The sequence below is a fragment of the Pseudomonas sp. D4002 genome (genome assembly GCF_013385665.1).
Classification (GTDB): domain Bacteria; phylum Pseudomonadota; class Gammaproteobacteria; order Pseudomonadales; family Pseudomonadaceae; genus Aquipseudomonas.
Map to the genome: position 1 here is coordinate 213028 of NZ_JACAPN010000018.1, position 22762 is coordinate 235789.

Annotated in this window: 23 protein-coding genes; 16 read left to right on the plus strand and 7 right to left on the minus strand. The window is 61.2% G+C overall.

Features of this window, described 5'->3' with window-relative positions; all coding sequences use genetic code 11:
- The first annotated feature begins 47 nt into the window (after positions 1 to 47).
- From HX824_RS12670 to HX824_RS12680, 3 genes are read left to right on the plus strand one after another with little or no spacing between them, the layout of a single operon-like run.
- Positions 48 to 1514 (plus strand): cytosine permease, encoded by a 1467-nt coding sequence (locus tag HX824_RS12670; RefSeq protein ID WP_008434943.1) that lies wholly within the window; start codon positions 48 to 50, stop codon positions 1512 to 1514.
- On the plus strand, positions 1507 to 2427 hold the full coding sequence (locus HX824_RS12675) for a PfkB family carbohydrate kinase (protein WP_177054610.1): 921 nt from the start codon (positions 1507 to 1509) through the stop codon (positions 2425 to 2427). Before HX824_RS12670 ends, HX824_RS12675 begins: the two co-directional genes overlap by 8 nt.
- Positions 2428 to 2465: 38 nt before the next feature.
- Entirely contained in the window at positions 2466 to 3194 is a 729-nt protein-coding gene (locus HX824_RS12680; protein ID WP_177019569.1) for a bifunctional 2-polyprenyl-6-hydroxyphenol methylase/3-demethylubiquinol 3-O-methyltransferase UbiG, read from the plus strand.
- 128 nt (positions 3195 to 3322) lie between these two features.
- On the opposite strand, the gene HX824_RS12685 is transcribed toward HX824_RS12680, so the two are convergent.
- The 5 genes from HX824_RS12685 to HX824_RS12705 form a co-directional block, all read right to left on the minus strand.
- Positions 3323 to 3703 carry a Rho termination factor N-terminal domain-containing protein gene (locus tag HX824_RS12685; protein WP_177049275.1) on the minus strand — a complete coding sequence of 127 codons (381 nt, stop codon included), beginning with the start codon at positions 3701 to 3703 and terminating at the stop codon, positions 3323 to 3325.
- Positions 3704 to 3759: 56 nt separating this feature from the next.
- Positions 3760 to 4026 carry a hypothetical protein gene (locus HX824_RS12690; RefSeq protein ID WP_017475797.1) on the minus strand — a complete coding sequence of 89 codons (267 nt, stop codon included), beginning with the start codon at positions 4024 to 4026 and terminating at the stop codon, positions 3760 to 3762.
- Between the two features lie 51 nt (positions 4027 to 4077).
- Positions 4078 to 4431, minus strand: coding sequence for a hypothetical protein (locus tag HX824_RS12695; RefSeq protein WP_102604805.1), 354 nt, complete (start codon positions 4429 to 4431; stop codon positions 4078 to 4080).
- 85 nt (positions 4432 to 4516) lie between these two features.
- Complete coding sequence (locus HX824_RS12700) at positions 4517 to 5710, minus strand: MFS transporter (protein ID WP_087692765.1); 1194 nt, start codon at positions 5708 to 5710, stop codon at positions 4517 to 4519.
- A gap of 86 nt (positions 5711 to 5796) precedes the next feature.
- The gene (locus tag HX824_RS12705; protein WP_177027701.1) at positions 5797 to 6456 is read right to left on the minus strand and encodes an HD domain-containing protein; all 660 of its coding nucleotides are present in this window, start codon (positions 6454 to 6456) and stop codon (positions 5797 to 5799) included.
- 112 nt (positions 6457 to 6568) lie between these two features.
- Between HX824_RS12705 and HX824_RS12710 the strand changes: the two genes are divergently transcribed.
- The 6 genes from HX824_RS12710 (at position 6569) to HX824_RS12735 (ending at position 12507) form a co-directional block, all read left to right on the plus strand.
- Positions 6569 to 7048 carry a GNAT family N-acetyltransferase gene (locus HX824_RS12710; RefSeq protein WP_004371239.1) on the plus strand — a complete coding sequence of 160 codons (480 nt, stop codon included), beginning with the start codon at positions 6569 to 6571 and terminating at the stop codon, positions 7046 to 7048.
- A 149-nt stretch (positions 7049 to 7197) separates the two neighbouring features.
- Complete coding sequence (locus HX824_RS12715; RefSeq protein WP_004371237.1) at positions 7198 to 8019, plus strand: SDR family oxidoreductase; 822 nt, start codon at positions 7198 to 7200, stop codon at positions 8017 to 8019.
- Positions 8020 to 8050: 31 nt separating this feature from the next.
- Positions 8051 to 9031: a substrate-binding domain-containing protein gene (locus tag HX824_RS12720; protein WP_008434927.1), complete on the plus strand. Its 981-nt coding sequence runs from the start codon at positions 8051 to 8053 to the stop codon at positions 9029 to 9031.
- Positions 9028 to 10536 carry an L-arabinose ABC transporter ATP-binding protein AraG gene (gene araG, locus HX824_RS12725; protein WP_004371233.1) on the plus strand — a complete coding sequence of 503 codons (1509 nt, stop codon included), beginning with the start codon at positions 9028 to 9030 and terminating at the stop codon, positions 10534 to 10536. The genes HX824_RS12720 and araG overlap by 4 nt, the downstream gene beginning before the upstream one ends.
- Positions 10537 to 10552: 16 nt before the next feature.
- Entirely contained in the window at positions 10553 to 11518 is a 966-nt protein-coding gene (gene araH, locus HX824_RS12730) for an L-arabinose ABC transporter permease AraH (protein ID WP_004371231.1), read from the plus strand.
- A gap of 185 nt (positions 11519 to 11703) precedes the next feature.
- Positions 11704 to 12507 (plus strand): IclR family transcriptional regulator, encoded by an 804-nt coding sequence (locus HX824_RS12735; protein ID WP_177049276.1) that lies wholly within the window; start codon positions 11704 to 11706, stop codon positions 12505 to 12507.
- A gap of 136 nt (positions 12508 to 12643) precedes the next feature.
- Here HX824_RS12735 and HX824_RS12740 read toward each other — a convergent pair whose 3' ends face one another.
- A complete protein-coding gene (locus HX824_RS12740) occupies positions 12644 to 13696 on the minus strand; it encodes an NAD(P)-dependent alcohol dehydrogenase (RefSeq protein ID WP_177049364.1) in 1053 nt (350 codons plus the stop codon).
- 181 nt (positions 13697 to 13877) lie between these two features.
- On the opposite strand from HX824_RS12740, the gene HX824_RS12745 reads away from it, so the two are divergent.
- Complete coding sequence (locus tag HX824_RS12745; protein ID WP_177054611.1) at positions 13878 to 14768, plus strand: AraC family transcriptional regulator; 891 nt, start codon at positions 13878 to 13880, stop codon at positions 14766 to 14768.
- A gap of 193 nt (positions 14769 to 14961) precedes the next feature.
- Here the strand turns inward: HX824_RS12745 and HX824_RS12750 are convergent, their stop codons facing one another.
- Complete coding sequence (locus HX824_RS12750) at positions 14962 to 16626, minus strand: electron transfer flavoprotein-ubiquinone oxidoreductase (RefSeq protein WP_008434918.1); 1665 nt, start codon at positions 16624 to 16626, stop codon at positions 14962 to 14964.
- 554 nt (positions 16627 to 17180) lie between these two features.
- Here HX824_RS12750 and HX824_RS12755 point away from each other — a divergent pair.
- The 6 genes from HX824_RS12755 (at position 17181) to HX824_RS12780 (ending at position 22694) form a co-directional block, all read left to right on the plus strand.
- Positions 17181 to 17930 carry an electron transfer flavoprotein subunit beta/FixA family protein gene (locus HX824_RS12755; protein WP_004371224.1) on the plus strand — a complete coding sequence of 250 codons (750 nt, stop codon included), beginning with the start codon at positions 17181 to 17183 and terminating at the stop codon, positions 17928 to 17930.
- A gap of 2 nt (positions 17931 to 17932) precedes the next feature.
- Positions 17933 to 18862: an electron transfer flavoprotein subunit alpha/FixB family protein gene (locus HX824_RS12760; RefSeq protein WP_004371223.1), complete on the plus strand. Its 930-nt coding sequence runs from the start codon at positions 17933 to 17935 to the stop codon at positions 18860 to 18862.
- Between the two features lie 83 nt (positions 18863 to 18945).
- Positions 18946 to 19761 (plus strand): ABC transporter substrate-binding protein, encoded by an 816-nt coding sequence (locus HX824_RS12765; protein WP_177054612.1) that lies wholly within the window; start codon positions 18946 to 18948, stop codon positions 19759 to 19761.
- Positions 19762 to 19770: 9 nt separating this feature from the next.
- On the plus strand, positions 19771 to 20133 hold the full coding sequence (locus HX824_RS12770; protein ID WP_008434912.1) for a DUF4398 domain-containing protein: 363 nt from the start codon (positions 19771 to 19773) through the stop codon (positions 20131 to 20133).
- Positions 20130 to 20942: an OmpA family protein gene (locus tag HX824_RS12775; protein WP_004371220.1), complete on the plus strand. Its 813-nt coding sequence runs from the start codon at positions 20130 to 20132 to the stop codon at positions 20940 to 20942. Before HX824_RS12770 ends, HX824_RS12775 begins: the two co-directional genes overlap by 4 nt.
- A 312-nt stretch (positions 20943 to 21254) precedes the next feature.
- A complete protein-coding gene (locus HX824_RS12780) occupies positions 21255 to 22694 on the plus strand; it encodes a PLP-dependent aminotransferase family protein (RefSeq protein ID WP_008434911.1) in 1440 nt (479 codons plus the stop codon).
- Positions 22695 to 22762: the final 68 nt, after the last annotated feature.

Here is a 22762-nt window from a genome sequence, read left to right on the forward strand (position 1 = left end):
CCAACCTGCCACAACCACAAAAAAACAGGCATCAGGAGCACCCCACCATGAGTACGTCCTCTTCCGGCCAAAGCGCCGGGCAATTGGAAACACGCGGCATCGAGCCGGTCCCGGAAGGCGAGTGCAACGGCCATCCGCTGCAACTGTTCTGGGTCTGGTTTGCGGCCAACATCAGCATCCTCGGCTTGCCCCTGGGCGCGACCCTCGTAGCGTTTCGCGGCCTGGCGATCTGGCAGGCGATCATCGTGGCGATCCTCGGCGCCGCCGGCTCGTTTGCGGTGGTGGGCATCATCTCCATCGCCGGCCGTCGTGGCCGTGCACCGAGCCTGACCCTGTCCCGGGCGATCTTTGGCGTACGCGGCAATATCGGCCCGACGCTGGTGTCGCTGATGTCGCGCCTCGGCTGGGAAACCGTCAACACCACTACGGCTGCGTTCGTGCTGTTGTCGTTGTGCTCGATCCTGTTCAATTCGCCGGTTGCCGCCAAAAGCGCTCCGGTACTGACCCTGCTGTTCATCGGCATCTTCGTGCTGCTGACCCTCGCCGTGTCGGGCCTGGGCCATGCCACCTTGCTGGTGATCCAGAAGTGGGCCACCTACGTGTTCGGCGCACTGAATATCCTGGTGGGCGGTTTCCTCTGCGCCACCATCGACTGGAGCGCGGTATTCAACGCCACGCCTGCGCCGTTGAGCGCGATGATCATCGGCGTCGGCACCATGGCCGCCGGTACCGGTATCGGCTGGGCCAACGCCGGTGCCGACATGTCGCGCTACCAGCACCGCAGCGTCAAGGCCGTGCGCCTGGTGGCCTCCGCGGCATTCGGTGCGGGGATTCCGCTGGTGCTGTTGATCACCCTCGGCGGCTTGCTGTCGGTGGGCAACAATGACCTGGCGTCGGCCACTGACCCGATCATCGCGATCCGCGACATGCTGCCGACCTGGATGGCGGTGCCGTACCTGATCACCGCGTTTGGCGGGCTGTTGCTGTCGAATAACCTGTCGGTGTACTCGGCGGGGCTCACCACCTTGACCCTCGGTTTGAAGGTCAAGCGCGTGCACGCGGTGATCGTCGACATCGTTGCGATCTTCGCCGGTTCGATCTACTTCATGCTGATCGCCGACAGCTTCTACGGCCCGTTCATCACCTTCATCTCGTTGCTGGCGGTACCGATCACCGCCTGGGTCGGGATCTTTGTCGTCGACCTGATTCATCGCCACTACTACAGCCCCAAAGACCTGCTGGACGTAACGCCAAGCAGCGCCTACTGGTACCGTGGCGGAGTTGAATGGCGTGCGTTCGGCGCCTGGGCGATTGCGATTGTGCTGGGTTTCAGCTTCACCACCATCGGCACCACGGCCGAGAACATCTGGTTCGCCGGGCCGCTGTCCGATTCGTGGCTGGGCCATAACGGCCTGGGCTGGATCGTCACCTTCCTGGTGGCCGGCGGGATTTATGCGGTACTGGGTGGCGCGGCTGATCGTCGCCCGGCTTTGGTAGAGAGCGCTAATGTCTAGATTGCTGCACAGCGGCCAGGTCATCGTCGACCTGGTCATGTCCCTCGACACATTGCCCGCCACCGGCGGCGATGTATTGGCCAACTCCGCCAGCTTCGAAGCCGGCGGCGGCTTCAACGTGATGGCCGCGGCCCGACGCAACGGCTTGCCGGTGGTCTACCTGGGCCGCCATGGCACCGGCCGCTTCGGCGACCTGGCGCGCGCGGCGATGCAGGCCGAGGGCATTGAAATGGCCCTGGCCGCCAGCGACGACAAGGACACAGGCCTGTGTGTGTCCCTGACCGAAGCGACTACCGAGCGCACCTTCATTTCCCATATTGGCGCTGAGGGTGACTTGCTGGCGCAAGACCTGGCCAATGCGGTACCACGCGACGACGACTACGTGTACGTCAGCGGCTACAGCCTGCTGCTGGAAGGCAAGGCCCAGGCGTTGCTCGATTGGCTTTTGGCGTTGCCGCGCGAGATCAAGGTGGTGTTCGATCCGGGCCCGCTGGTGAAGGCACCGGACTCGGCCTTGATGGTCGCCCTGTTGCCGCGTATCGATATCTGGACCAGCAACGGTCCGGAAGCGCTGGCCTTTACCGGCGCGAGCGATCTGGCGGGGGCATTGCTCAAGCTCAACGAGCACTTGCCCGCCGACACCTTGCTGGTGGTGCGCGATGGACCGAATGGCTGCTGGATCAGCCGTAATGGCCAGGCCGAGCATGTGCCGGGATTCAAGGTCAAGGCGGTGGACAGCAACGGTGCCGGCGATGCTCACGCCGGGGTGTTTATCGCTGGCCTGGCCAATGGTTTGGCGCCAGCTGTCGCGGCACGTCGCGCGAACGCGGCGGCGGCCTTGGCGGTCACGCGCTGGGGGCCGGCCACCTCACCGGGCACGGCTGAAGTGGATGCGTTGTTGAGCGAGGGCTGATTCGGCAGAATAGTCGCCATTCAGCACGGAGCAGCGTCATGACCCAGAACATCTACGACACCGAGGTTTTCTTCGAGGGCTACAGCAAAATGGGTCGCTCGGTAGAAGGCCTCGCCGGCGCGCCGGAGTGGCCGGCGTTGCAATCCATGCTGCCGCCCATGTCGGGATTGAAAGTGGTAGACCTGGGTTGCGGCTACGGCTGGTTCAGTCGCTGGGCCCGGGAGCAGGGCGCCGAGCAGGTGCTGGGGCTGGATGTCTCGCAAAAAATGCTGGCGCGGGCAAAGGAGATGACTTCGTCGTCGGCCATCACCTATGGCATCGCCGACCTGGAAAAACTCGACCTTCCGGATGCCGCTTTCGACCTGGCCTACAGCTCATTGGCGTTTCATTACATCGTCGATCTGAAAGGCCTGTTCGCGCGTATCCATCAAGCGTTGGTGCCGGGCGGGCGGTTGGTATTTTCCATCGAACACCCGATCTTCATGGCGCCCCGGCAGCCGGGCTGGCTGATTGATGAGCAAGGGCGCAAGAGCTGGCCGGTGGACAGCTACCAGTTGCAAGGACCACGGGTGACAAACTGGTTGGCGGAGGGTGTGATCAAGCAACATCGCACCGTGGGCACGTTGCTGACGCTGTTGATCCAGGCGGGGTTTACCCTGACTCATGTCGACGAGTGGGGCCCGAGCGAAGCGGACCTGAAAGCCCGCCCCGCACTGGCAGAAGAGCTTGAACGCCCAATGATGCTACTGGTGGCCGCCCACCGCTGATTCCTTGGGTGAAAACCCGACCAAAAATGTGGGAGCGGGCTTGCTCGCGAATGCGGTGGCTCAGCCAATGAATCTGGCACTGATACACCGCTTTCGCGAGCAAGCCCGCTCCCACATTTTGTTCCGCGTTAACCGGCCTTTTTCAGCGCCTCAATCAACTCATCCTTGCGCATGGTCGAGCGCCCGGGAATGTCCTTGGCGCGCGCTTCCTTCAGCAAGCTTTCCTTGGTCTGTGTACTCAGCGAAACCCGGCTGTTACGCGAATGCCCTTCACGACTGGCCACAGCCCGCTTGGCCGACTCATGCCGGTCCTGGGACTTCTTCGCCGGGGCCTTGCGCTGGCCTGAACCGCCAGCCTTTTCGCCGCCACCCGACTGCTTGTTGACGGTGGCCCAGGCCCGGGCCTCGGCTTCTTCTTTAGACAAGCCCTGGTGCTCATAACTCGCTTCGATATGAGCGGCCTTGCGCTTCTGTTCGGTGGTGTATTTGGCTTTGCTTCCACGAGGCATTGCGATACTCCTCCTGGTTCTGGCCCTTCGCGAAGGGCCAGGCCAGACAAAGTGCGTTACTGGCCCGCTTCGCTTTCCAGCTTGCGAGCCGCTTCCACGCCGGACGCGGTGAGCTTGATCGGCAGGTTCAGCGCGTGTTCCCCGGCATCGTTGCAGGTCACATGGCCTTCCTTGATCCACCCGCGGTCCTGCAAGGTGGCCAAGGCGCTGGCCACTACTTTTTCACCTCGGTAGTTGTCCAGCACTTCCTTGCCCAACCCACTGGGATGAGCGTGGAGCAGACGGGTGAGGACTTCTTTTTCAAGGTTGTGATCGACGTTCATGCATACCTCTTCACTGGGAAATGGTTGGGTGTTCGTCTGACTGATACTTGCTTAAGGGTGTGGCTGTTTTGGCGCGCCGGGAACATTGGAGTCGTCGCCACCCGGCGTGACGCTCTTGCCGGTACCGGTGCCCATTTTTCCGTTTTCAACATCAGTGCCCAAGCCCTGGCGATTTTGGTCATTGCCCTGGACGCGTGGGTCAGTGCCGCTCGGGTCCACGGTGGAACCGCCATCAATCGCTTTGCTGCCGGTGCCCATGGAGTCCTGGGACTTTTGGGTGGCAGGATTTTCCGGGCTGCCGATGGGATTCGTCGGGCCGGTGGAGGTTGAGGCGGCAAAGCTGCTCAGCGAAACAGCAGACAGCAAACCGGTGAGGGCGAGGGCGGCAAATTTGGAAGTCGTCATGATGGTGTCTCCATATGATTAATGTCCTTACCTGATATTGGTCCGCCCCCGTTTGTGATTCGTGCCTCGATACCGACGAACGGTCTTAGGTCGCTTGTAAGATTTTGTGTGACGAGATTCGGCGCCAGATCAACCGCGCCACCGTGATCAGCCAATTGAGCAGCGCCACCGCCAGTACGCTCATCAACAGGGTCGGCATGCCGTATTCGACGATGACCTTGCCCGCCAGCAGCGGGAAACCGAACACCCCGATAAAGTACGCCAGGCTGAACAACAGCAACGCCTGGGAGGTGGTGCCAGCGGGTGCCTCGTTCGCAGCCAAACCATTGATCACCGAATACGTCAGGCCGTAACCGACGCCCAGGGTGACGGCCGCCAGCAGGTAGCTGTAGTTGCCGCTGACCCTGAACCCGAACAGGAAAATCGACACCAGCATCAACCCCGACAACACACACGCCGCCCAATACGGATCACGCTTGACCACGATGCCGGCGATCAGCAGGCGGCTGGTAATCGCCGCACTCATGAAGCCCAGGAAGAACAGCGAATAGTCCAGCCCGTGCAGCGTTGCGTAGCTGGTCTGGAAACTCGACAGCCCGCCAAACACGCAACCGCCGAGGCCCACCATGATGATCGCGAACACCGCTTTCGATGACAGCACCTGGCGCGTGGCCGACCAGGAAATCTTCGCCACCGGCGCGGTGTGTTGACTCAGCGCGCGACCCAGTCGCCAGAAAATCAGCACACCTACCAAGCTCGCCAGCGCTGCTATATGAAAGGCCGCCGTCAGCGAAAAATCCAGGGCACTTGCCGCCCGCCCCAGCAGTGGCCCGGAGCCGATTCCGGTCATCATGCTGCCCGACAGCAGGGCAAAATACTTGGCCCGTTGCGCCGGTTCCACCAGCATCGCGACGATGATCGGCCCCAACGTGTAGAACACGCCCCAGCCCAATCCCAACGACAAGCCAAAGAACATCAAGCCCTCGCCGAACCCCGGCGCCAGCGCAAAGCCCAGGCACGCCACCACCAGCAATACGCCGAGCAGGGCGATCGACCTGGCAGCCCCCAGCAGGTCGGCCAGATGCCCGGAAACCAGCACCGCCACAAAGGTGCTGAGCATCGCCATGGAGATCACGCTGCCGGCGTCGTGTTCGTTGCCGCCGCGCGAATGGATCAGCAGCGACAGCAAGAATGTCGAGCCATAGGACAGGGAAAGCAGGTAGCTGGCGAGGCAGAAGAGGGCGAACAGTTTTCCGCCAACCGCAGGTGAGGCGTGCATGGAAGAGCCTTGCGTCTGTTGGATTTATGCCCAACTTTTTACCATGCACGGCACGTGGGATTGTTCTGTGGTTCGCGGCGCTTGCGTTAGCCCGCAGCGGAGTATGGTGTGCCGATTTCTTCGATGAACAGATCCATGAATCCCTTCAGCCGTTCATGGCGCGCCAGGGCCATGCGTTGCCCCGTCGGCGTCTGAAATCCGCTCGCCAGATGCAGCAGCTTGGTCTGGAAATGATCGAGGCAAAAGCGCTTGTCGTCGTACTCGCGATGCTGCGCCGTTGGGTCAGCCGGGTCATACAGCCCGCTGCCCATGCGCCCGGCGATGTAAAATGTGCGGGCCACGCCGATCATGCCGAGGGAGTCCAAACGGTCGGCATCCTGCATAATCTTTGCTTCAAGCGTCACCGGCGTCAGGCCCGCCGAAAAGCTGTGGGTCTCGATGGCGTGGGTCACCGCTGCAATCGTCTCGGGCTGCCACGCCAACCCCTGCAAAATCTGCCCGGCCTTGTCCGCCGCCAATGTTGAGGCCTTGGAACGCAACGGCGAATTCTTCTCCACCGCGACGCAGTCATGGAGCAGCACCGCCGCCAGCAGCACCTCCAGATCGCCACCTTCCTCTGCCTGGATCGACCGCACGTTGTGCCACACCCGTTGCAAGTGGGACAGGTCGTGGGCGCCGTCTTCCGAAGGCTCAAGGGCGTGAGGCAATAACGTCGCGGCAAGGTCGGTCAAGGGCGTGAAGGGCATGGGGATTCTCAAAGATCGATGGCCTGCAGGTTAGCCGCGAATCAAATTGCACTGCAATCGGTCATTAAAGCGCCTTAGTATGTGTGCTTTATTTCCCTGACAAGGCCTGCCCATGACCATCGAGATTCGCCCCGCCGTGCCCAGCGATGCTGCGCAGATCCTGACCTTCATCACCGAGCTTGCCGACTATGAAAAAGCCCGGCACGAAGTGATCGCCAGCGTGGTGGACATCGAGCGCAGCCTGTTCAGTGAAGGTGCCACCGCCCACGGCCTGATCTGCCTGCGCGACGGTTTGCCGATCGGCTTTGCGGTGTTCTTTTTCAGCTATTCCACGTGGCTGGGCAGCAACTGCCTGTACCTCGAAGACCTGTACATCAACCCCGAGCAACGCGGTGGCGGGGCGGGCAAGAAGTTGCTGCGCCACCTGGCGAAAATCGCCTGTGACAACGGCTGCGGGCGTTTCGAGTGGAGCGTGCTGGACTGGAACGAGCCGGCCATCGCGTTCTACAAATCCATCGGTGCCCAGCCCCAGGAAGAGTGGGTACGCTACCGCATGGAAGGCGACGCCCTCAGGGATTTCGCACAGGGTTAAGTGTGCATAAAGGACCGGCTTTTAAAGCCGGTTTTTTTATATATTTGCTCACTATATGGGATGATAATTTATATATTGAGATGTTCCGGTTTCTGGGTTTATAGTCTTGCGCATCAGCACTCACTACCAAAAACAAAACAGGTGAAGCGATGCAGGCACAACCGTTGTCGTTACCTCCGGTGCCCGAGCCGACTTACGGCGAGCGACTGAAGAACAAAGTCGTGGTCATCACCGGTGCCGCCCAAGGCATTGGCGAGGCTATCGTCGCCTGCTTCCAGGCTCAGCAGGCGCGCCTGGTGATCGGTGATATCCAGGGCGAGAAGGTCGAGCAGGTCGCCGCCCACTGGCGCGAACACGGCGCCGAGATCTACGCACAACCTGTCGACATCACTTCCAAGGATCAATGGCGCGCCCTGGTGGACGTAGCTATCGAACGCTTTGGCCGCGTCGATGTGCTGGTCAATTGCGCCGGCGTCAACGTGTTCCGCGACCCGCTGGAAATGACCGACGAAGACTGGCGCCGCTGCTTCGCCATCGACCTCGACGGCGCCTGGTACGGCTGCCGCACCGTGTTACCGCACATGATCGAGCAGGGCATCGGCAACATCATCAATATCGCCTCCACCCATTCCAGCCACATCATTCCCGGTTGCTTCCCGTACCCGGTGGCCAAGCACGGCCTGCTGGGGCTGACCCGCGCACTGGGCATCGAATACGCGCCCAAGGGCATCCGCGTAAATGCCATCGCGCCGGGCTATATCGAAACCCAACTCAACGTCGATTACTGGAACGGCTTTGCCGACCCGCACGCCGAGCGCCAGCGTGCCTTCGACCTGCACCCGCCCAAGCGCATCGGCCAGCCGATTGAAGTGGCGATGACGGCACTGTTTCTTGCGACCGATGAGGCGCCCTTTATCAATGCCACCTGCCTGATGATCGATGGTGGGCGGTCGGTGATGTACCACGATTAAAACTTTTCCAAATAACAAGAAGAGGTGGTTCATGCTCAAGAAAACACTAGGCACCCTTGCCCTCACGATGGCGCTCAGCGGCCTGGCCTCTGCCGAAGAAGTAAAGATCGGCTTCCTGGTCAAGCAGGCGGAAGAGCCCTGGTTCCAGACCGAATGGGCCTTCGCTGAAAAAGCCGGCAAGGACCATGGTTTCACCGTGATCAAGATCGCCGTGCCCGACGGCGAGAAAACCCTGTCCGCCATCGATACCCTGGCCGCCAACGGCGCCAAGGGTTTCGTGATCTGCCCGCCGGACGTGTCCCTGGGCCCTGCGATCATGGCCAAGGCCAAGCTGAATAACCTCAAAGTGCTGGCGGTAGACGACCGCTTCGTCGACGCCAAGGGCAAGCCCATGGAAGACGTGCCTTACGTCGGCCTGGACGCCTACAAGATCGGCCAGAAACAAGGCGAAGCCATGGCCACCGAAGCCAAGCATCGCAACTGGGACTGGAAGGACACCTACGCCGTCATCAATACCTTCGACGAGCTGGAAACCGGCAAGAAGCGCACCGACGGGTCGGTAGAAGGCCTCAAGGCCGCCGGCCTGCCGGTTGACCATATCCTGTTCACCGCGCAGAAAACCCTCGACGTGCCGGGCGCCATGGACTCCACCAACTCGGCCCTGGTGAAACTGCCCAGCGGCGCGAAAAACCTGCTGATTGGCGGCATGAACGACAGCACCGTACTGGGCGGCGTACGCGCCACCGAAAGCGCCGGCTTCAAGGCCACGAACGTGATTGGCGTGGGCATCAACGGCACCGACGCCATCGAAGAACTGAAGAAATCCGACACCGGTTTCTACGGCTCGATGCTGCTCAGCCCCGATGCGTCCGGCTATAAAACCGCGACCTCGATGTTCGAGTGGGTGACCAAAGGCACTGAGCCTGCCAAGTTCACCGCACTGGATAACGTGACCCTGATCACCCGCGCCAACTTCAAGGAAGAGTTGAGCAAGATCGGTCTGTGGAAATGAACAGCGCCGCTGCAGAGAGCCTGCGCTTCAACGGCATCGGCAAGGAGTTTCCCGGGGTGAAGGCCCTGGCGCAGATCAGCTTCGAAGCGCGGCCCCATTCGGTGCATGCGCTGATGGGCGAGAACGGCGCGGGCAAGTCGACCTTGCTGAAAATCCTCGGCGGTTTTTATCCGCCCAACAGCGGCAGCTTGCAGTTGGGCGAACGCAGCGTGAGTTTCAAGTCGGCGGCCGACAGCATCGCCAGCGGCATCGCAGTGATTCACCAGGAGCTGCAACTGGTGCCGGAAATGACCGTCGCCGAGAACCTGCTGCTGGGGCATATGCCGTCGCGCTTTGGCGTGGTCAATCGCGGGGCGATGGTGCGCAAGGCACGGGAACTGCTCAAGGGCCTGGCGGATGAAATCGATCCGAACATGCGCCTGGGCAGCCTGTCCCTCGGCCAGCGGCAACTGGTGGAAATCGCCAAGGCCATGTCGCGCAACGCCCATGTGATTGCGTTCGACGAACCCACCAGCAGCCTCTCGGCCCGTGAGATCGAGCGGCTGATGGTGATCATCGCCCGGCTGCGGGATGAAGGCCGGGTGATCCTCTACGTGTCGCACCGCATGGAGGAGGTGTTCCGCATTTGCGACGCGGTGACGGTGTTCAAGGACGGGCGCTTCGTGCGCACGTTCGAGGACATGACGCAGTTGAACGTCGACCAGTTGGTCAACTGCATGGTCGGGCGCGATATCCAGGATATCTACGACTACAGGCCGCGCGAGCACTGCGGTGAAGCGCTGCGAGTCGAAGGTTTGCTCGGGCCGGGGTTGCAGGAACCGGTGAGCCTGCAGGTGAACAAGGGCGAGATTCTCGGGCTGTTCGGCCTGGTGGGGGCCGGGCGCACAGAGTTGTTGCGCCTGCTCGCCGGGCTGTCCCGCAGCACCCAGGGGACCCTGGTGCTGCATGGCCAGGCGCAGACGTTCAAGACACCACGGGATGCGATTGCGGCGGGGGTGTTGCTCTGCCCCGAGGACCGCAAGAAGGAAGGCATCGTGCCCCGCGCGAGTGTTGCGGAGAACATCAATATCAGTGCGCGGCGCGACCATGCGCGCTTCGGCTGGCTGATCCAGGGCGGCTGGGAACGCACCAACGCCCAGCGGCAGATCAGCGCGCTGAACGTGCGCACGCCGTCGGCGGACCAGCCGATTCTGTTCCTGTCGGGCGGTAACCAGCAGAAGGCGATTCTCGGCCGCTGGTTGTCGATGCCGATGAAAGTGTTGCTGCTGGACGAGCCGACCCGCGGCATCGATATCGGTGCCAAGTCGGAGATCTACCAGATCATTCACAACCTGGCGGCCAGTGGCATCGCGGTGATCGTGGTGTCCAGCGACCTGATGGAAGTGATGGGCATCTCCGACCGCATCCTGGTGATGAGCGAAGGCGCCCTGACCGGCGAATTGACCCGCGATCAAGCGGACGAAGCACGGCTGCTGCAACTGGCTCTTCCGCGTACGCGGGACTGAAGAATACGAGGTGGGTATGTCACAGGTAAAAACTGCAAGAAGCTTCTGGCCGGGGTTCAACCAGCGCAAGTTTCTCGATGATTGGGTCATGCTGCTGGCGGCCTTGAGCATCTTTGTGCTCAGCGCCATCTTCATCGACAACTTCCTCTCGCCGCTGAACATGCGTGGCCTGGGGCTGGCGATTTCCACTGTGGGGATTGCGGCCTGCACCATGCTGTTTTGCCTGGCGTCGGGGCACTTCGACTTGTCGGTGGGTTCGGTGATCGCCTGTTCGGGCGTGGTGGCGGGGATCGTGATTCGCGACACCGACAGCGTGTTCTTCGGCGTGTCGGCGGCGTTGGCCATGGGCCTGGTGGTGGGACTGATCAACGGCATCGTGATCGCCAAGCTGCGGATCAACGCGTTGATCACGACGCTGGCGACGATGCAGATCGTGCGTGGGCTGGCGTATATCTTTTCCAACGGCAAGGCGGTCGGCGTGATGGACGAAAACTTCTTCGTCTTTGGTAACGGCCAGCTGTTTGGCGTGCCGGTGCCAATCGTCATCACCGTGCTGTGCTTTGTGTTTTTTGGCTGGTTGCTGAACTACACCACCTACGGGCGCAACACCATGGCCATCGGTGGCAACCAGGAAGCGGCGCTGTTGGCCGGGGTGAATGTCGATCGCACCAAGATCATCATCTTTGCCGTGCACGGCGTGATCGGCGCGTTGGCCGGGGTGATCCTGGCGTCGCGGATGACCTCGGGGCAACCGATGATTGGCCAGGGGTTCGAGCTGACGGTGATCTCGGCGTGCGTGCTGGGCGGGGTGTCGCTGAGCGGCGGAATCGGGATGATCCGGCATGTGATTGCCGGGGTGCTGATTCTGGCGATCATCGAGAACGCGATGAACCTGAAGAACATCGACACCTTCTACCAATACGTGATTCGCGGCTCGATCCTGTTGCTGGCGGTGATTATCGACAGGATGAAACAACGATAAAAAGGGCGCCACACGACCAATGTGGGAGCGGGCTTGCTCGCGAAAACGGTGTGTCAGTCAGCGTATGCATTAACTGGAAAACCGCATTCGCGAGCAAGCCCGCTCCCACATTTTGATCTCCTCTGTTTTGCTGGTCCGCATTTGCCATAATGCTCGCCGTTTTCGTACTTCCCAATAGGCCCGATATGCAGGAAAACGCCCAAACTCCCGTCAAAGAAGCCGCGCCCACCGGCACTCAAACCCTGCTTCGTGGCCTGGGCGTGGTGCAGGCAGTGGCGGCCGGTGCGCGGGATCTGAAGGAAATCGCCAAGCGCATCGGCACCACCCGCAGCACCACTCACCGCCTGGCCAGTTGCCTGGTGGAAGAACGCTACCTGCGCGTAGTGCCGCAAGTCGGTTATCTGCTGGGCCCCAAATTGATCGAGCTGGGTTTCCAGGCCCGTGAAGAACTGCCTTTGGTCAGCCTGGCAGTGCCGTATCTGGACGAGTTGTCGGCGTTGACCGGCGATACCATCCACCTGGCTATTCGCGAATACGACGACGTGCTGTACCTGCACAAGAACCCTGGCCGCAACGGCCCGGAAATGCGCTCGCGCGTCGGCCATCGCATGCCGCTGGCGCGCACCGGGATCGGCAAGGCGTTGTTGCTGGATGACAGCGTGGAAGAGTGGCAGCGCCTGTATCAGGTCAGCTTGCCGACGGGCGGGAAGAATCTGCAGTGGCCGCAGCACCCCGAGCAATCCTGGGCGCAGTTTGAACAGCGCATGCAGGAATACGTGGCGGGCGGTTATGCATTCGATCTGGAAGACAACGAACCGTCGATCCGTTGTGTCGCGGCACCGGTGCGCGATGCCAGCCGGCGAATCGTCGCCGGCATCAGCATCGCCAGTACCGTGCCCTACATGCCGCTGGAGAAAATGGCCGAGCTGATCCCTGTGATCAAACAGGTCGCAGCACGGCTGTCAGCGGAGTTGGGCGCGAAGGTCTGATCAGGCCGTGATCGTTCCCATGCTCCGCGTGGGAATGCCGCTTCGGACGCTCCGCGTCCAGCACTTGAGCCCTGCGCAACGGTGACGCAGAGCGTCACAGCATGCGTTCCCACGCAGAGCGTGGGAACGATCTTGGTCAGGCCTTGAGGGTCGCCATGTCGATCACGAAGCGGTACTTCACATCACCGGCAATCATGCGGGTGTAGGCTTCGTTGATCTGGCGGATGTCGAGCATCTCGATGTCGCAGGTGATGCCGTGCTCGGCGCAGAAATCCAGGACTTCCTGGGTTTCGGCAATCCCACCGATCAACGAACCGGCCAGCACCTTGCGGCCCAGCACCAGCTTGGCAGCGTTGACGGGCGGGTCGACCGGCTCGATCAAACCTACCAGGATGTGCACGCCGTCAAAGCGCAGTACGTCGAGGTAGGGATTCAAGTCGTGCTGCACCGGGATGGTGTCCAGCAGGAAGTCGAAATGCCCGGCAGCGGCTTTCATCTGGGCTTCGTCGGTGGACACGATCACGTGGTCGGCGCCCTGGCGACGGCCTTCTTCAGCCTTGCTCGCGGAGCGGGTGAACAGCGTCACTTCCGCGCCCATGGCCTTGGCGAACTTGATGCCCATATGGCCCAAACCGCCCATGCCCAGAACGCCAACCTTGTCGCCAGCATTCACGCCGTAGTGCTTGAGCGGCGAGTAAGTGGTGATGCCGGCGCAGAGGATCGGCGCGGCGCTGGCCAGGTCGAGCTTGGCCGGGATCTTCACCACGAAGTGCTCGCTGACCACGATGCTGTCGGAGTAGCCGCCCATGGTGTTGCTGCCATCGACCCGGTCTGGCGTGGCGTAGGTCATGGTCGGGCCTTCGAGGCAGTATTGCTCGAGGTCCGCGTGGCAGGCGTCGCAGTGACGGCAGGAGTCGACCATGCAGCCAACACCCACCAGGTCGCCGACTTTGTGCGCGGTGACGCTGGCGCCGACGGCGGTGACTTTACCGACGATCTCGTGGCCCGGCATCAGCGGGTACACGGCAATGCCCCATTCGTTGCGTGCCTGGTGGATGTCGGAGTGGCAGACGCCGCAGTAGAGAATTTCGATCGCCACGTCATCGGCGCGCGGGCTGCGGCGTTCGAAGGACATGGGGGCGAGGGGAGTGGTGGCCGATTGAGCGGCATAACCGATGGCGGTGTACATGGAGAAACCTCGCAGGTGCAGTAACAGGTGAGGTGGCGCATTCTCCGCGCCGTGCCTGGGTGCGGCCATGGCGATTGCTCCGAGTCTCATGCCTATTCGTCCGGGAGTGCACCTGGATTGGATCGTTGTGGCGCCAGACCTGCGATGATGGTGTCATCCCCTTTTCCGCGAAGTTTTTGCCATGTTGTTGACCCGCCATGTCGATGCCAATGCCGCGTTGGTTGCCTTGATCGAACCCCTGACACCCCGTGATGGGTTCTCGCCCACGAACCTGCCGGGCGTGCAGGTATTGCGTGCCAGTTGCGATGTGGCGCGGGGCCCGCAGATTTATGAACCGAGCCTGATGATCGTCGCCCAGGGCAGCAAGGTCGCGTACCTGGGCCCGCGTACCCTGGAGTACGGCGCGGGGCATTACCTGATCCAGGCGATGCCGGTGCCGTTCGAATGCGAGACTTTTGCCATGCCGAATGCACCGCTGTTGGGTGTGACGGTGGGCATTGATCGGGTGGTGCTGGGTGAGTTGGTGATGGCGATGGGGATCCAGAGCGGGCCACCGCCGGCGGCGCAGACGTTGGAGTCGATGAGTTCGGTGGTGCTGGACGACGCCATGCGCGGCTGTGTCGAACGCCTGTTGCAGTGCCTGCACGATCCGCTGGAGAGCCGGATCATGGGCCCGGCGCGGGTGCGGGAATTATTGTTCACCGCATTGCGCGGGCCACAGGCGGATGTGCTGCGGGCGCTGGTGGAGCAGCAGGGGCAGTTTTCGCGGGTGGCGACTTCGTTGAATCACCTGCATGCCCATTACGCCGAGCCGCTGAATATCGAGACATTGGCAGGTTATGCGCACATGAGCGCGTCGACCTTCCACGAACACTTCAAGCGCTGCACGCTGTTGTCGCCGGTGCAGTACCTCAAGCGTCTGCGGCTGCTCAAGGCACAGCAGTTGCTGTTGGTGGAAGGCATGGGCGTGACGCAGGCGGCCCACAGTGTGGGGTATCAGAGCACGTCGCAGTTCAGCCGGGAGTACAAGCGCTACTTCGAGCGCAGCCCCGGGGATGAGCGGGTTGCGTAGCTCTCCCGGGCACAATTCGGTCAAAAATGTGGGAGCGGGCTTGCTCGCGAAAGCGGTGGTTCAGCCAAAATATCTGTGACTGATACACCGCTTTCGCGAGCAAGCCCGCTCCCACATTTGACCGAGTCGATGGGTCTTTTTCCGGGCTACAAAAAAGGCCCCCATTTGGGAGCCTTCTGTTCAAGCAGCGGATTTACATATTCGGGTAAGTCGGCCCACCCGCACCTTCCGGCGTCACCCACGTAATGTTCTGCGAAGGGTCCTTGATGTCACAGGTCTTGCAGTGCACGCAGTTCTGGGCGTTGATCTGGAAGCGCTTCTCGCCGTCTTCCTTGGTGATCACTTCATACACGCCGGCCGGGCAGTAGCGCTGCGCCGGTTCATCGTAGAGCGGCAGGTTGGTGCCGATCGGGATGCTCGGGTCTTTCAGCTTCAGGTGGCACGGTTGTTCTTCTTCGTGGTTGGTACCGGAGATGAACACCGAACTCAGCTTGTCGAAGCTCAGCTTGCCGTCGGGTTTCGGGTAGTCGATCTTCTTGCTGTCCTTGGCCAGCTTGAGGCAGGCGTAGTCCGGCTTGGTGTCGTGCAGGGTGAACGGCATTTTGCCGCCGAGGATGTTCTGGTCGAACCAGTTGAAGCCGGCACCAATGATCGGGCCGAACTTGTGCATCGCCGGGCCGAAGTTACGGCTGGCGAACAGTTCTTCGTAGAGCCAGCTGTTCTTGAAGCTGTCGACGTAAGCGGTCAGTTCGTCACCGCCTTCGGATTCGGCGAACAGGCGGTCTGCCACGGCGTCAGCGGCGAGCATGCCGGACTTCATCGCGGTGTGGCTGCCCTTGATCTTGGCGAAGTTCAGGGTGCCCAGGTCGCAGCCGATCAGCGCGCCGCCCTTGAACACCATTTTCGGCAGCGAGTTCAGGCCGCCTTTGCAGATGGCACGGGCGCCGTAGCTGATGCGCTTGCCGCCTTCCAGGTACTGGGCCAGCACCGGGTGATGCTTGAGGCGCTGGAACTCGTCGAACGGCGACAGGAAGGTGTTGCTGTAGGACAGGTCGACGATCAGGCCGACGACCACCTGGTTGTTTTCCAGGTGATAGAGGAACGAACCGCCGGTGTTCTCGGCGCTCATGATGTCCAGCGGCCAGCCGGCGGTGTGCACCACCAGGCCTGGCTGGTGTTTGGCCGGGTCGATTTCCCAGATTTCCTTCAGGCCGATGCCGTAGTGCTGGGCGTCGGCGTCGCTGTCCAGGTTGAAGCGCTGGATCAGTTGCTTGCCGATGTGGCCACGGCAACCTTCGGCGAACAGCGTGTACTTGCCACGCAGTTCCATGCCCGGGGTGTAGACGCCTTCTTTCGGGTTGCCTTCACGGTCGACGCCCAGGTCACCGGTGATGATCCCGCGCACCACGCCGTTTTCGTCGAACAGCGCTTCCTGGGCGGCGAAGCCTGGGTAGACTTCCACACCCAGGTTCTCGGCCTGCTGGGCGAGCCAGCGGCACAGGTTGCCCAGGGAAATAATGTAGTTGCCTTCGTTGTGCATGGTCTTGGGCACAAAGAAGTCAGGCACTTTGGTGGAAGCTTCGCTGGAGCGCAGTACATAGATGTCATCACGCACAACAGGGGTGTTGAGCGGTGCACCGAGTTCTTTCCAGTCCGGGAACAGTTCGTTCAGGGCACGGGGTTCAAACACGGCACCGGACAGGATATGAGCGCCGACTTCGGAGCCTTTTTCGACCACGCAGACGCTGATTTCCTTACCGGCTTCGGCGGCCTTCTGCTTCAATCGGCAGGCGGCAGACAGGCCTGCCGGGCCAGCGCCGACGATGACCACGTCGAATTCCATGTATTCGCGTTCCACAGGCTATCTCCTACTCAAGGCTCAACGGCTTTTTTTTCTAATGGGTGGAGGTTCGGTGATCCGTCCCACAATGCCTGCATCAATCTCATGCAAAGGGCAGGGGACGACCCACCTTTCTCTCTAGGTGGCGCATTATATCTACACCACTCTCAGCGTCCAATACAAACGTTTGTTTGAATTGCCCGCAAGCTAGGTAAATCAAAGCAACGCGGCTTATAACTGACCATTTTGGCGTATTGACCGGAATAGGCGTTCCGGTCAATATACGGTCGGTTTTGCGCATCCCGTAGGCAGACTGTGGGTTTCAAGGCCACCTCGAAAGACAGGCTGAAGGCAAATAAGGGTGACGCGCGAGCCACGATGGCGCGCAGTTTACACGCCACGATAATGAATGACCTCTCAGTCACCGCTGACGAACGGTCATCACTCCCGTGAGCAAGGTCCCCCGCCGACGATTGCCGGTGTTTTTGGAGGTGCCCTTGTGTGCCGATGAGCATCAAACCGCCAGGTTCGCCTAGGCGACTTTCTTTTCACCGGAGAGTAACGAGGAATCCATGAAGGTTCTTGTAGCTGTCAAACGCGTTGTCGATTACAACGTGAAAGTTCGCGTCAAGGCGGACAATTCCGGCGTCGACCTCGCTAACGTCAAGATGTCGATGAACCCTTTCTGCGAAATCGCCGTGGAAGAAGCCGTACGCCTGAAAGAGAAAGGCGTTGCGACTGAAATCGTCGTCGTTTCCATCGGTCCGACCACTGCTCAAGAGCAGCTGCGTACCGCCCTGGCGCTGGGTGCCGATCGCGCCATCCTCGTCGAATCCGCTGAAGAGCTGACTTCCCTGGCCGTTGCCAAGTTGTTGAAAGCTGTTGTCGACAAGGAACAGCCATCGCTGGTGATCCTCGGCAAACAAGCCATCGACAGCGACAACAACCAGACTGGCCAGATGCTGGCTGCACTGACCGGTTACGGTCAGGGCACCTTCGCCTCGAAAGTCGAAGTGAGCGGCGACAAGGTTGCCGTGACCCGCGAAATCGACGGCGGCGCGCAAACGGTTTCCCTGAAACTGCCAGCCATCGTCACCACCGACCTGCGTTTGAACGAGCCGCGCTACGCGTCCCTGCCAAACATCATGAAAGCCAAGAAGAAGCCTCTCGAAGTGCTGACTCCGGATGCTTTGGGCGTTTCCACCGCCTCCACCAACAAGACCGTAAAAGTCGAAGCGCCGGCTGCACGCAGCGCGGGTATCAAGGTCAAGTCGGTGGCTGAACTGGTCGAGAAACTGAAAAACGAAGCGAAGGTAATCTAACCATGACTATCTTGGTAATCGCAGAACACGACAACAAGGTCGTGGCTCCGGCCACCCTGAACACTGTCGCCGCCGCCGCCAAAATCGGTGGTGATATCCACGTCCTGGTCGCTGGCCAAAACGTTGGTGCCGTGGCTGAGGCCGCTGCCAAAATCGCTGGCGTGAGCAAAGTACTGGTTGCCGATAACGCAGCCTACGCTCACCAATTGCCGGAAAACGTTGCGCCGCTGGTAGCAGAGCTGGGCGCTGGCTACAGCCACATCCTGGCTGCCGCCACCTCCAACGGCAAAAACATCCTGCCGCGCGTTGCTGCGCAACTGGACGTTGACCAGATCTCCGAGATCGTTTCGGTAGAAAGCGCCGACACCTTCAAGCGTCCGATCTATGCCGGTAACGCCATCGCTACCGTGCAGTCCACTGCGTCGGTAAAAGTCATCACCGTGCGTGCCACCGGTTTCGACCCGGTTGCAGCTGAAGGTGGTTCGGCTGCGGTTGAAGCTGTGGCCGCTGCCCACGACGCTGGCACTTCCAGCTTCGTTGGCGAAGAGCTGGCCAAGTCCGATCGTCCGGAACTGACCGCTGCCAAGATCGTCGTTTCCGGCGGCCGCGGCATGCAGAACGGCGACAACTTCAAGCACCTGTACGCCCTGGCCGACAAGCTGGGCGCTGCGGTCGGCGCTTCCCGCGCAGCCGTCGACGCAGGTTTTGTACCGAACGACATGCAGGTCGGCCAGACCGGCAAGATCGTTGCGCCACAGCTGTACATCGCCGTCGGTATCTCCGGCGCGATCCAGCACTTGGCCGGTATGAAAGACTCCAAGGTGATCGTTGCGATCAACAAGGACGAAGAAGCACCGATCTTCCAGGTGGCTGATTACGGCCTGGTGGCGGACTTGTTCGAAGCCGTACCCGAGTTGGAGAAGCTGGTCTAATCCAGCCGCTTCACTTATAAAGAGCCCGGTCTTTTGACCGGGCTTTTTTTTGCCCGGTAATTTTTCAACTGGAGAACCCTGCCATGGAATTGCGTTCCTGGACTGTACTGCTGGCCCTGTCACTGCTGCCGACGGTGTCGCTGGCGGCGGGCAAATGTGATCGCCTGGTGATCACCGGCAGCCCGGACGCCCCGCCTTATCTGTGGCGTGATCCCCAGGACCCCACGCACTTGATCGGCGCCACCGCCGACATGCTGCAGCAAGTGGCCAAGGACCTCGGGGTGAAAATCGACCTGCTGTACGGCGGCAAACGTTCCCTGGCGCTGGAAGAAGTGCGCAGCGGGCGCATGGACATCCTCGCCGACGCGCCATTGACCCTCGACGCCCTGGACTCCCTCGACTACATCCACCCGGCATTGGTGCAAACCGATTATCTGGTCTGGACCCGCAAGGATTCCTCCCTGGCCTACAGCCAGGCCAGCGACCTGCAGGGCCACAAGGGCGCGGTGTCGGAAAGGGCGCGCCTGAGCCGCGACTTTGAAACCTTGGCCGCCGAGCAACTGACCTTGCAACGCTTGCCCAGCCTGACCCCGGCGTTCCAGAAGCTGCTGTTGGGAGAAGTGGACTACGTGCTCGCCGGACGTTATTCCGGCATGGCCATGGCCCAGACGTTGGGCATGAGCAACGACCTGGTGGCGCGGGAAATCCCCATCGACCAGCCGGGCCTGTACCTGGCCATTTCCCACAACTCCGCCTGCAACGATCCGTGGTTGCGCGGACAGCTCGCCAAAAAGATGACAGAATTGCCCGCGTCCGGTCTGGCGGAAACCGCGCTGCAGAGCAATCTTGAGCGCTGGAAAGCGCAGTTGCAGCAACCCGTCGGCACCCCAACAAAGTAGGGATTTTCAGTGACTATTCGACCTCTTTTCGCGGCCCTCGCCGTTGTAGCTCTGGCGGGATGTGCAGCCGATCCTGCGCCGAATGAACAGATGCGCCTGACCCAGCAAGCCCTGGAACAAGCCAGCGCCGTGGGCGCCGTTGCCAGCGATTCGCCCGAGCTGAAGCTGGCGGAAGACAAGTTCACCCAGGCCCGTGCCGACATGGCCGATGAATCCTACAAGGACGCCCGCATGCAGGCTGAAGAAGCCGAGCTGGACGCCCGCCTGGCGGAAGCGCGGGTGCTGACCCGCAAAAGCCAGGAGCAACTGAACGTGCTCAACACCCGCATCACCCGCCTGCGCAAGCAGTTGCAGTTGGGAGACGCCCAATGAGCCCGTTGATGCGTGGGTTGAGCTGTGTGGTGTTGCTGGGCAGTGCGCTGGGTGGTTGTGCGACCCATCCCGACAGTAACCTCGCCTTGCAACAGGCCAGCACTGACTTCCAGAAGGTCAAGGAAGATTCGAATGTGCTGCGTATCGCACCCAAGGACGTGATTCGCGCCGGTGAGTCCCTGGCCCGTGCCGACCGTTTCTCCAGCTTCTGGGGCAGCGGCGCCGATGTGGCGCATTACGCCTACCTGAGCCAGCGCTACAGCGCGATTGCCCGGGAACACACCGAGCAGGCACTCAACCAGGAGCGTGGGGTCAAGCTGGAGCTGGAACGCCAGCGCCTGCAACTGGCCCTGCGTGAAGCCAAGCTCTCCAGCGTTCAGCAACAGGGCAAATGGATTGAGGCGCAGATATCCAGCCTGACCACCGTCCAGCCTGATCGCGGGCTGGTGATGACCCTGGGTGACGTGCTGTTCGATACGGGTGATGCAGAGCTGCAAAACTCGGCCAACCGCACCGTGCTCAAAGTGGTGCAGTTCCTGCAACTGAACCCCAAGCGCGTGGTGCGCATCGAGGGTTACACCGACAATACCGGCGGCGAACAGGAAAATATCAAACTGTCCCGGGACCGCGCTCAAGCGGTTGCGGATGTACTGAGCGACCTGGGGATCGACGAAAAACGCATTCAGGTCGAAGGCTACGGCGATCAGTATCCGGTCGAAGCCAACGCGTCTGAGCGGGGCAGGGCGCAGAACCGTCGGGTAGAAATTGTGTTCTCCGACGAAAAAGGCCAGCTGGGCGCTGCTCGCTGAACCTGATTCTCAAGGTGAAAGCTGATTCCTGTGGGAGCTGTCGAGCCCCAGCGAGGCTGCGACAGGATCGCCTCGGTGCACCTGCGAGACCGCAGCGCCTGCATCGCAGCCTCGCTGAAGCTCGACAGCTCCCACATAAGCCCGATCAATGATCGGGTTTTTTATGCCCGCGATTCAGTTCGCAACCCTTACAGTTTTTTCTATCACTGCCGCCCGCGCTCGACTATTGTGGCAACTGTCCCCGTACACTTCTAAACTGTGCCGGTATGTTTCACACAAAAATAAAATACCCGTGAAATCGAGTGCTGCGTCATGACCAATCTGTTGCTCTACCAACGTATCGCCCAGCAGCTGGCTGAGGATATCCGCCGCGGTGTCTATCAACCGGGCGAGCGCGTGCCTTCGGTACGCAAAATGAGCTCCCAGCTCAACGTCAGCCACGCCACCGTGTTGCAGGCCTACGCGAACCTGGAAGACCAGGGTTTGATTCGCGCGCGGCCGCAGTCCGGGTATTACGTGCACCAGACGCCGGCGCTCACTGCGCCCACGCCGGACATCGCCCGGGTCGAGCGTCCAGGGTTGGTCACCCGCAGCAGCATCATTCAACAGGTGTTGGTGGAATCCCGTCGCGAAGGCGTGTTCCCGCTGGGCGCCGCCGTGCCGAGTGTCGACTACCTGCCTGTGCGCGCGCTGCATCAGCAACTGGCCAAGGTCACGCGTTTCCAGAGCCCGCGGGCGTTCAGCTACATGTTCAGCCCGGGTTTCGAGCCGCTGCGGCGCCAGGTGGCGATCCGTATGCGCGATGCCGGGGTGGTGGTCGACCCCTCCGAAGTGGTGATCACCCATGGGTGTGTCGATGCATTGCAGATGTCGCTGCGGGTGCTGACCCGCCCCGGCGACCTGATCGCCGCCGAATCGCCGACCTATTACGGCTTGCTGCAACTGGCGGATCTGCTGGGCCTGAAGGTCATCGAAATCCCCAGCGACCCGGCCACCGGCATGAGCCTGGAAGCCCTGCAACTGGCAGCCAACCAATGGTCGATCAAGGCCCTGGTGCTGACCACGCGCCTGAGTAATCCCCTGGGCGGCACCATGCCCGAAGAGCGGCAGAAACAGTTGCTGCGCCTGGCCTCGGATTTCGATATCCAGGTGGTCGAGGACGATATCTATGGCGAACTGATGTTCGAACTGGGCCGCACCAAGGCCCTGAAAGCCTACGACCGTCTGGACCGGGTCATCTATTGCTCGAGTTTCTCGAAGACCCTGTCACCGGGCATTCGCATTGGCTGGATGATTGCCGGCAAGTACCAGCAGGAAATCCAGCGCCTGCAAATGTTCAGCACCCATTCGGCCTGCAGCGTGACCCAGATGGGCACGGCGGCGTACCTGGAGAATGGCGGTTACGACCGCCACCTGCGCTATATCCGCCAGGAGTACCGCAAGAACCTCAGCGCGTTCCAGCTGGCCGTGCAGCAGTATTTTCCCGAAGGCACCCAGATGACCCGCCCGACCGGCGGTTTTATCCTGTGGGTCAGTTTGCCTGGACGGGTCAATACCCAGGAACTGCACGTGCGCGCCTTGCAGCAGGGCATCAGCATTGCACCGGGGCTGATCTTCAGTAATACGGAACAGTTCAACCACTGTATTCGCCTGAACTGCGGCACCCCGTGGAACCGCGAGGCGGAGCGCGCCTTGATGACCCTCGGGATGCTGGCAAGCCAGTTATGCCAGGAGACTGCGGCGGGTTTTTGAGGCATGGAAAGGGGACACGACGGGTAGCTGGCTAATTACCATGCTTGTCATACCGTCCTCAACAAGCG

Coding starts and splice junctions, on each gene's coding strand:
- HX824_RS12720 (WP_008434927.1), top strand. CDS start 8,051: ATGCTCAAGAAAACACTAGGCACCCTTGCCCTCACGATGGCGCTCAGC.
- HX824_RS12745 (WP_177054611.1), top strand. CDS start 13,878: ATGTTGTTGACCCGCCATGTCGATGCCAATGCCGCGTTGGTTGCCTTG.
- HX824_RS12735 (WP_177049276.1), top strand. CDS start 11,704: ATGCAGGAAAACGCCCAAACTCCCGTCAAAGAAGCCGCGCCCACCGGC.
- HX824_RS12680 (WP_177019569.1), top strand. CDS start 2,466: ATGACCCAGAACATCTACGACACCGAGGTTTTCTTCGAGGGCTACAGC.
- araG (WP_004371233.1), top strand. CDS start 9,028: ATGAACAGCGCCGCTGCAGAGAGCCTGCGCTTCAACGGCATCGGCAAG.
- HX824_RS12740 (WP_177049364.1), bottom strand. CDS start 13,696: ATGTACACCGCCATCGGTTATGCCGCTCAATCGGCCACCACTCCCCTC.
- araH (WP_004371231.1), top strand. CDS start 10,553: ATGTCACAGGTAAAAACTGCAAGAAGCTTCTGGCCGGGGTTCAACCAG.
- HX824_RS12755 (WP_004371224.1), top strand. CDS start 17,181: ATGAAGGTTCTTGTAGCTGTCAAACGCGTTGTCGATTACAACGTGAAA.
- HX824_RS12765 (WP_177054612.1), top strand. CDS start 18,946: ATGGAATTGCGTTCCTGGACTGTACTGCTGGCCCTGTCACTGCTGCCG.
- HX824_RS12675 (WP_177054610.1), top strand. CDS start 1,507: ATGTCTAGATTGCTGCACAGCGGCCAGGTCATCGTCGACCTGGTCATG.
- HX824_RS12670 (WP_008434943.1), top strand. CDS start 48: ATGAGTACGTCCTCTTCCGGCCAAAGCGCCGGGCAATTGGAAACACGC.
- HX824_RS12695 (WP_102604805.1), bottom strand. CDS start 4,431: ATGACGACTTCCAAATTTGCCGCCCTCGCCCTCACCGGTTTGCTGTCT.
- HX824_RS12705 (WP_177027701.1), bottom strand. CDS start 6,456: ATGCCCTTCACGCCCTTGACCGACCTTGCCGCGACGTTATTGCCTCAC.
- HX824_RS12760 (WP_004371223.1), top strand. CDS start 17,933: ATGACTATCTTGGTAATCGCAGAACACGACAACAAGGTCGTGGCTCCG.
- HX824_RS12710 (WP_004371239.1), top strand. CDS start 6,569: ATGACCATCGAGATTCGCCCCGCCGTGCCCAGCGATGCTGCGCAGATC.
- HX824_RS12700 (WP_087692765.1), bottom strand. CDS start 5,710: ATGCACGCCTCACCTGCGGTTGGCGGAAAACTGTTCGCCCTCTTCTGC.
- HX824_RS12780 (WP_008434911.1), top strand. CDS start 21,255: ATGACCAATCTGTTGCTCTACCAACGTATCGCCCAGCAGCTGGCTGAG.
- HX824_RS12690 (WP_017475797.1), bottom strand. CDS start 4,026: ATGAACGTCGATCACAACCTTGAAAAAGAAGTCCTCACCCGTCTGCTC.
- HX824_RS12685 (WP_177049275.1), bottom strand. CDS start 3,703: ATGCCTCGTGGAAGCAAAGCCAAATACACCACCGAACAGAAGCGCAAG.
- HX824_RS12715 (WP_004371237.1), top strand. CDS start 7,198: ATGCAGGCACAACCGTTGTCGTTACCTCCGGTGCCCGAGCCGACTTAC.
- HX824_RS12775 (WP_004371220.1), top strand. CDS start 20,130: ATGAGCCCGTTGATGCGTGGGTTGAGCTGTGTGGTGTTGCTGGGCAGT.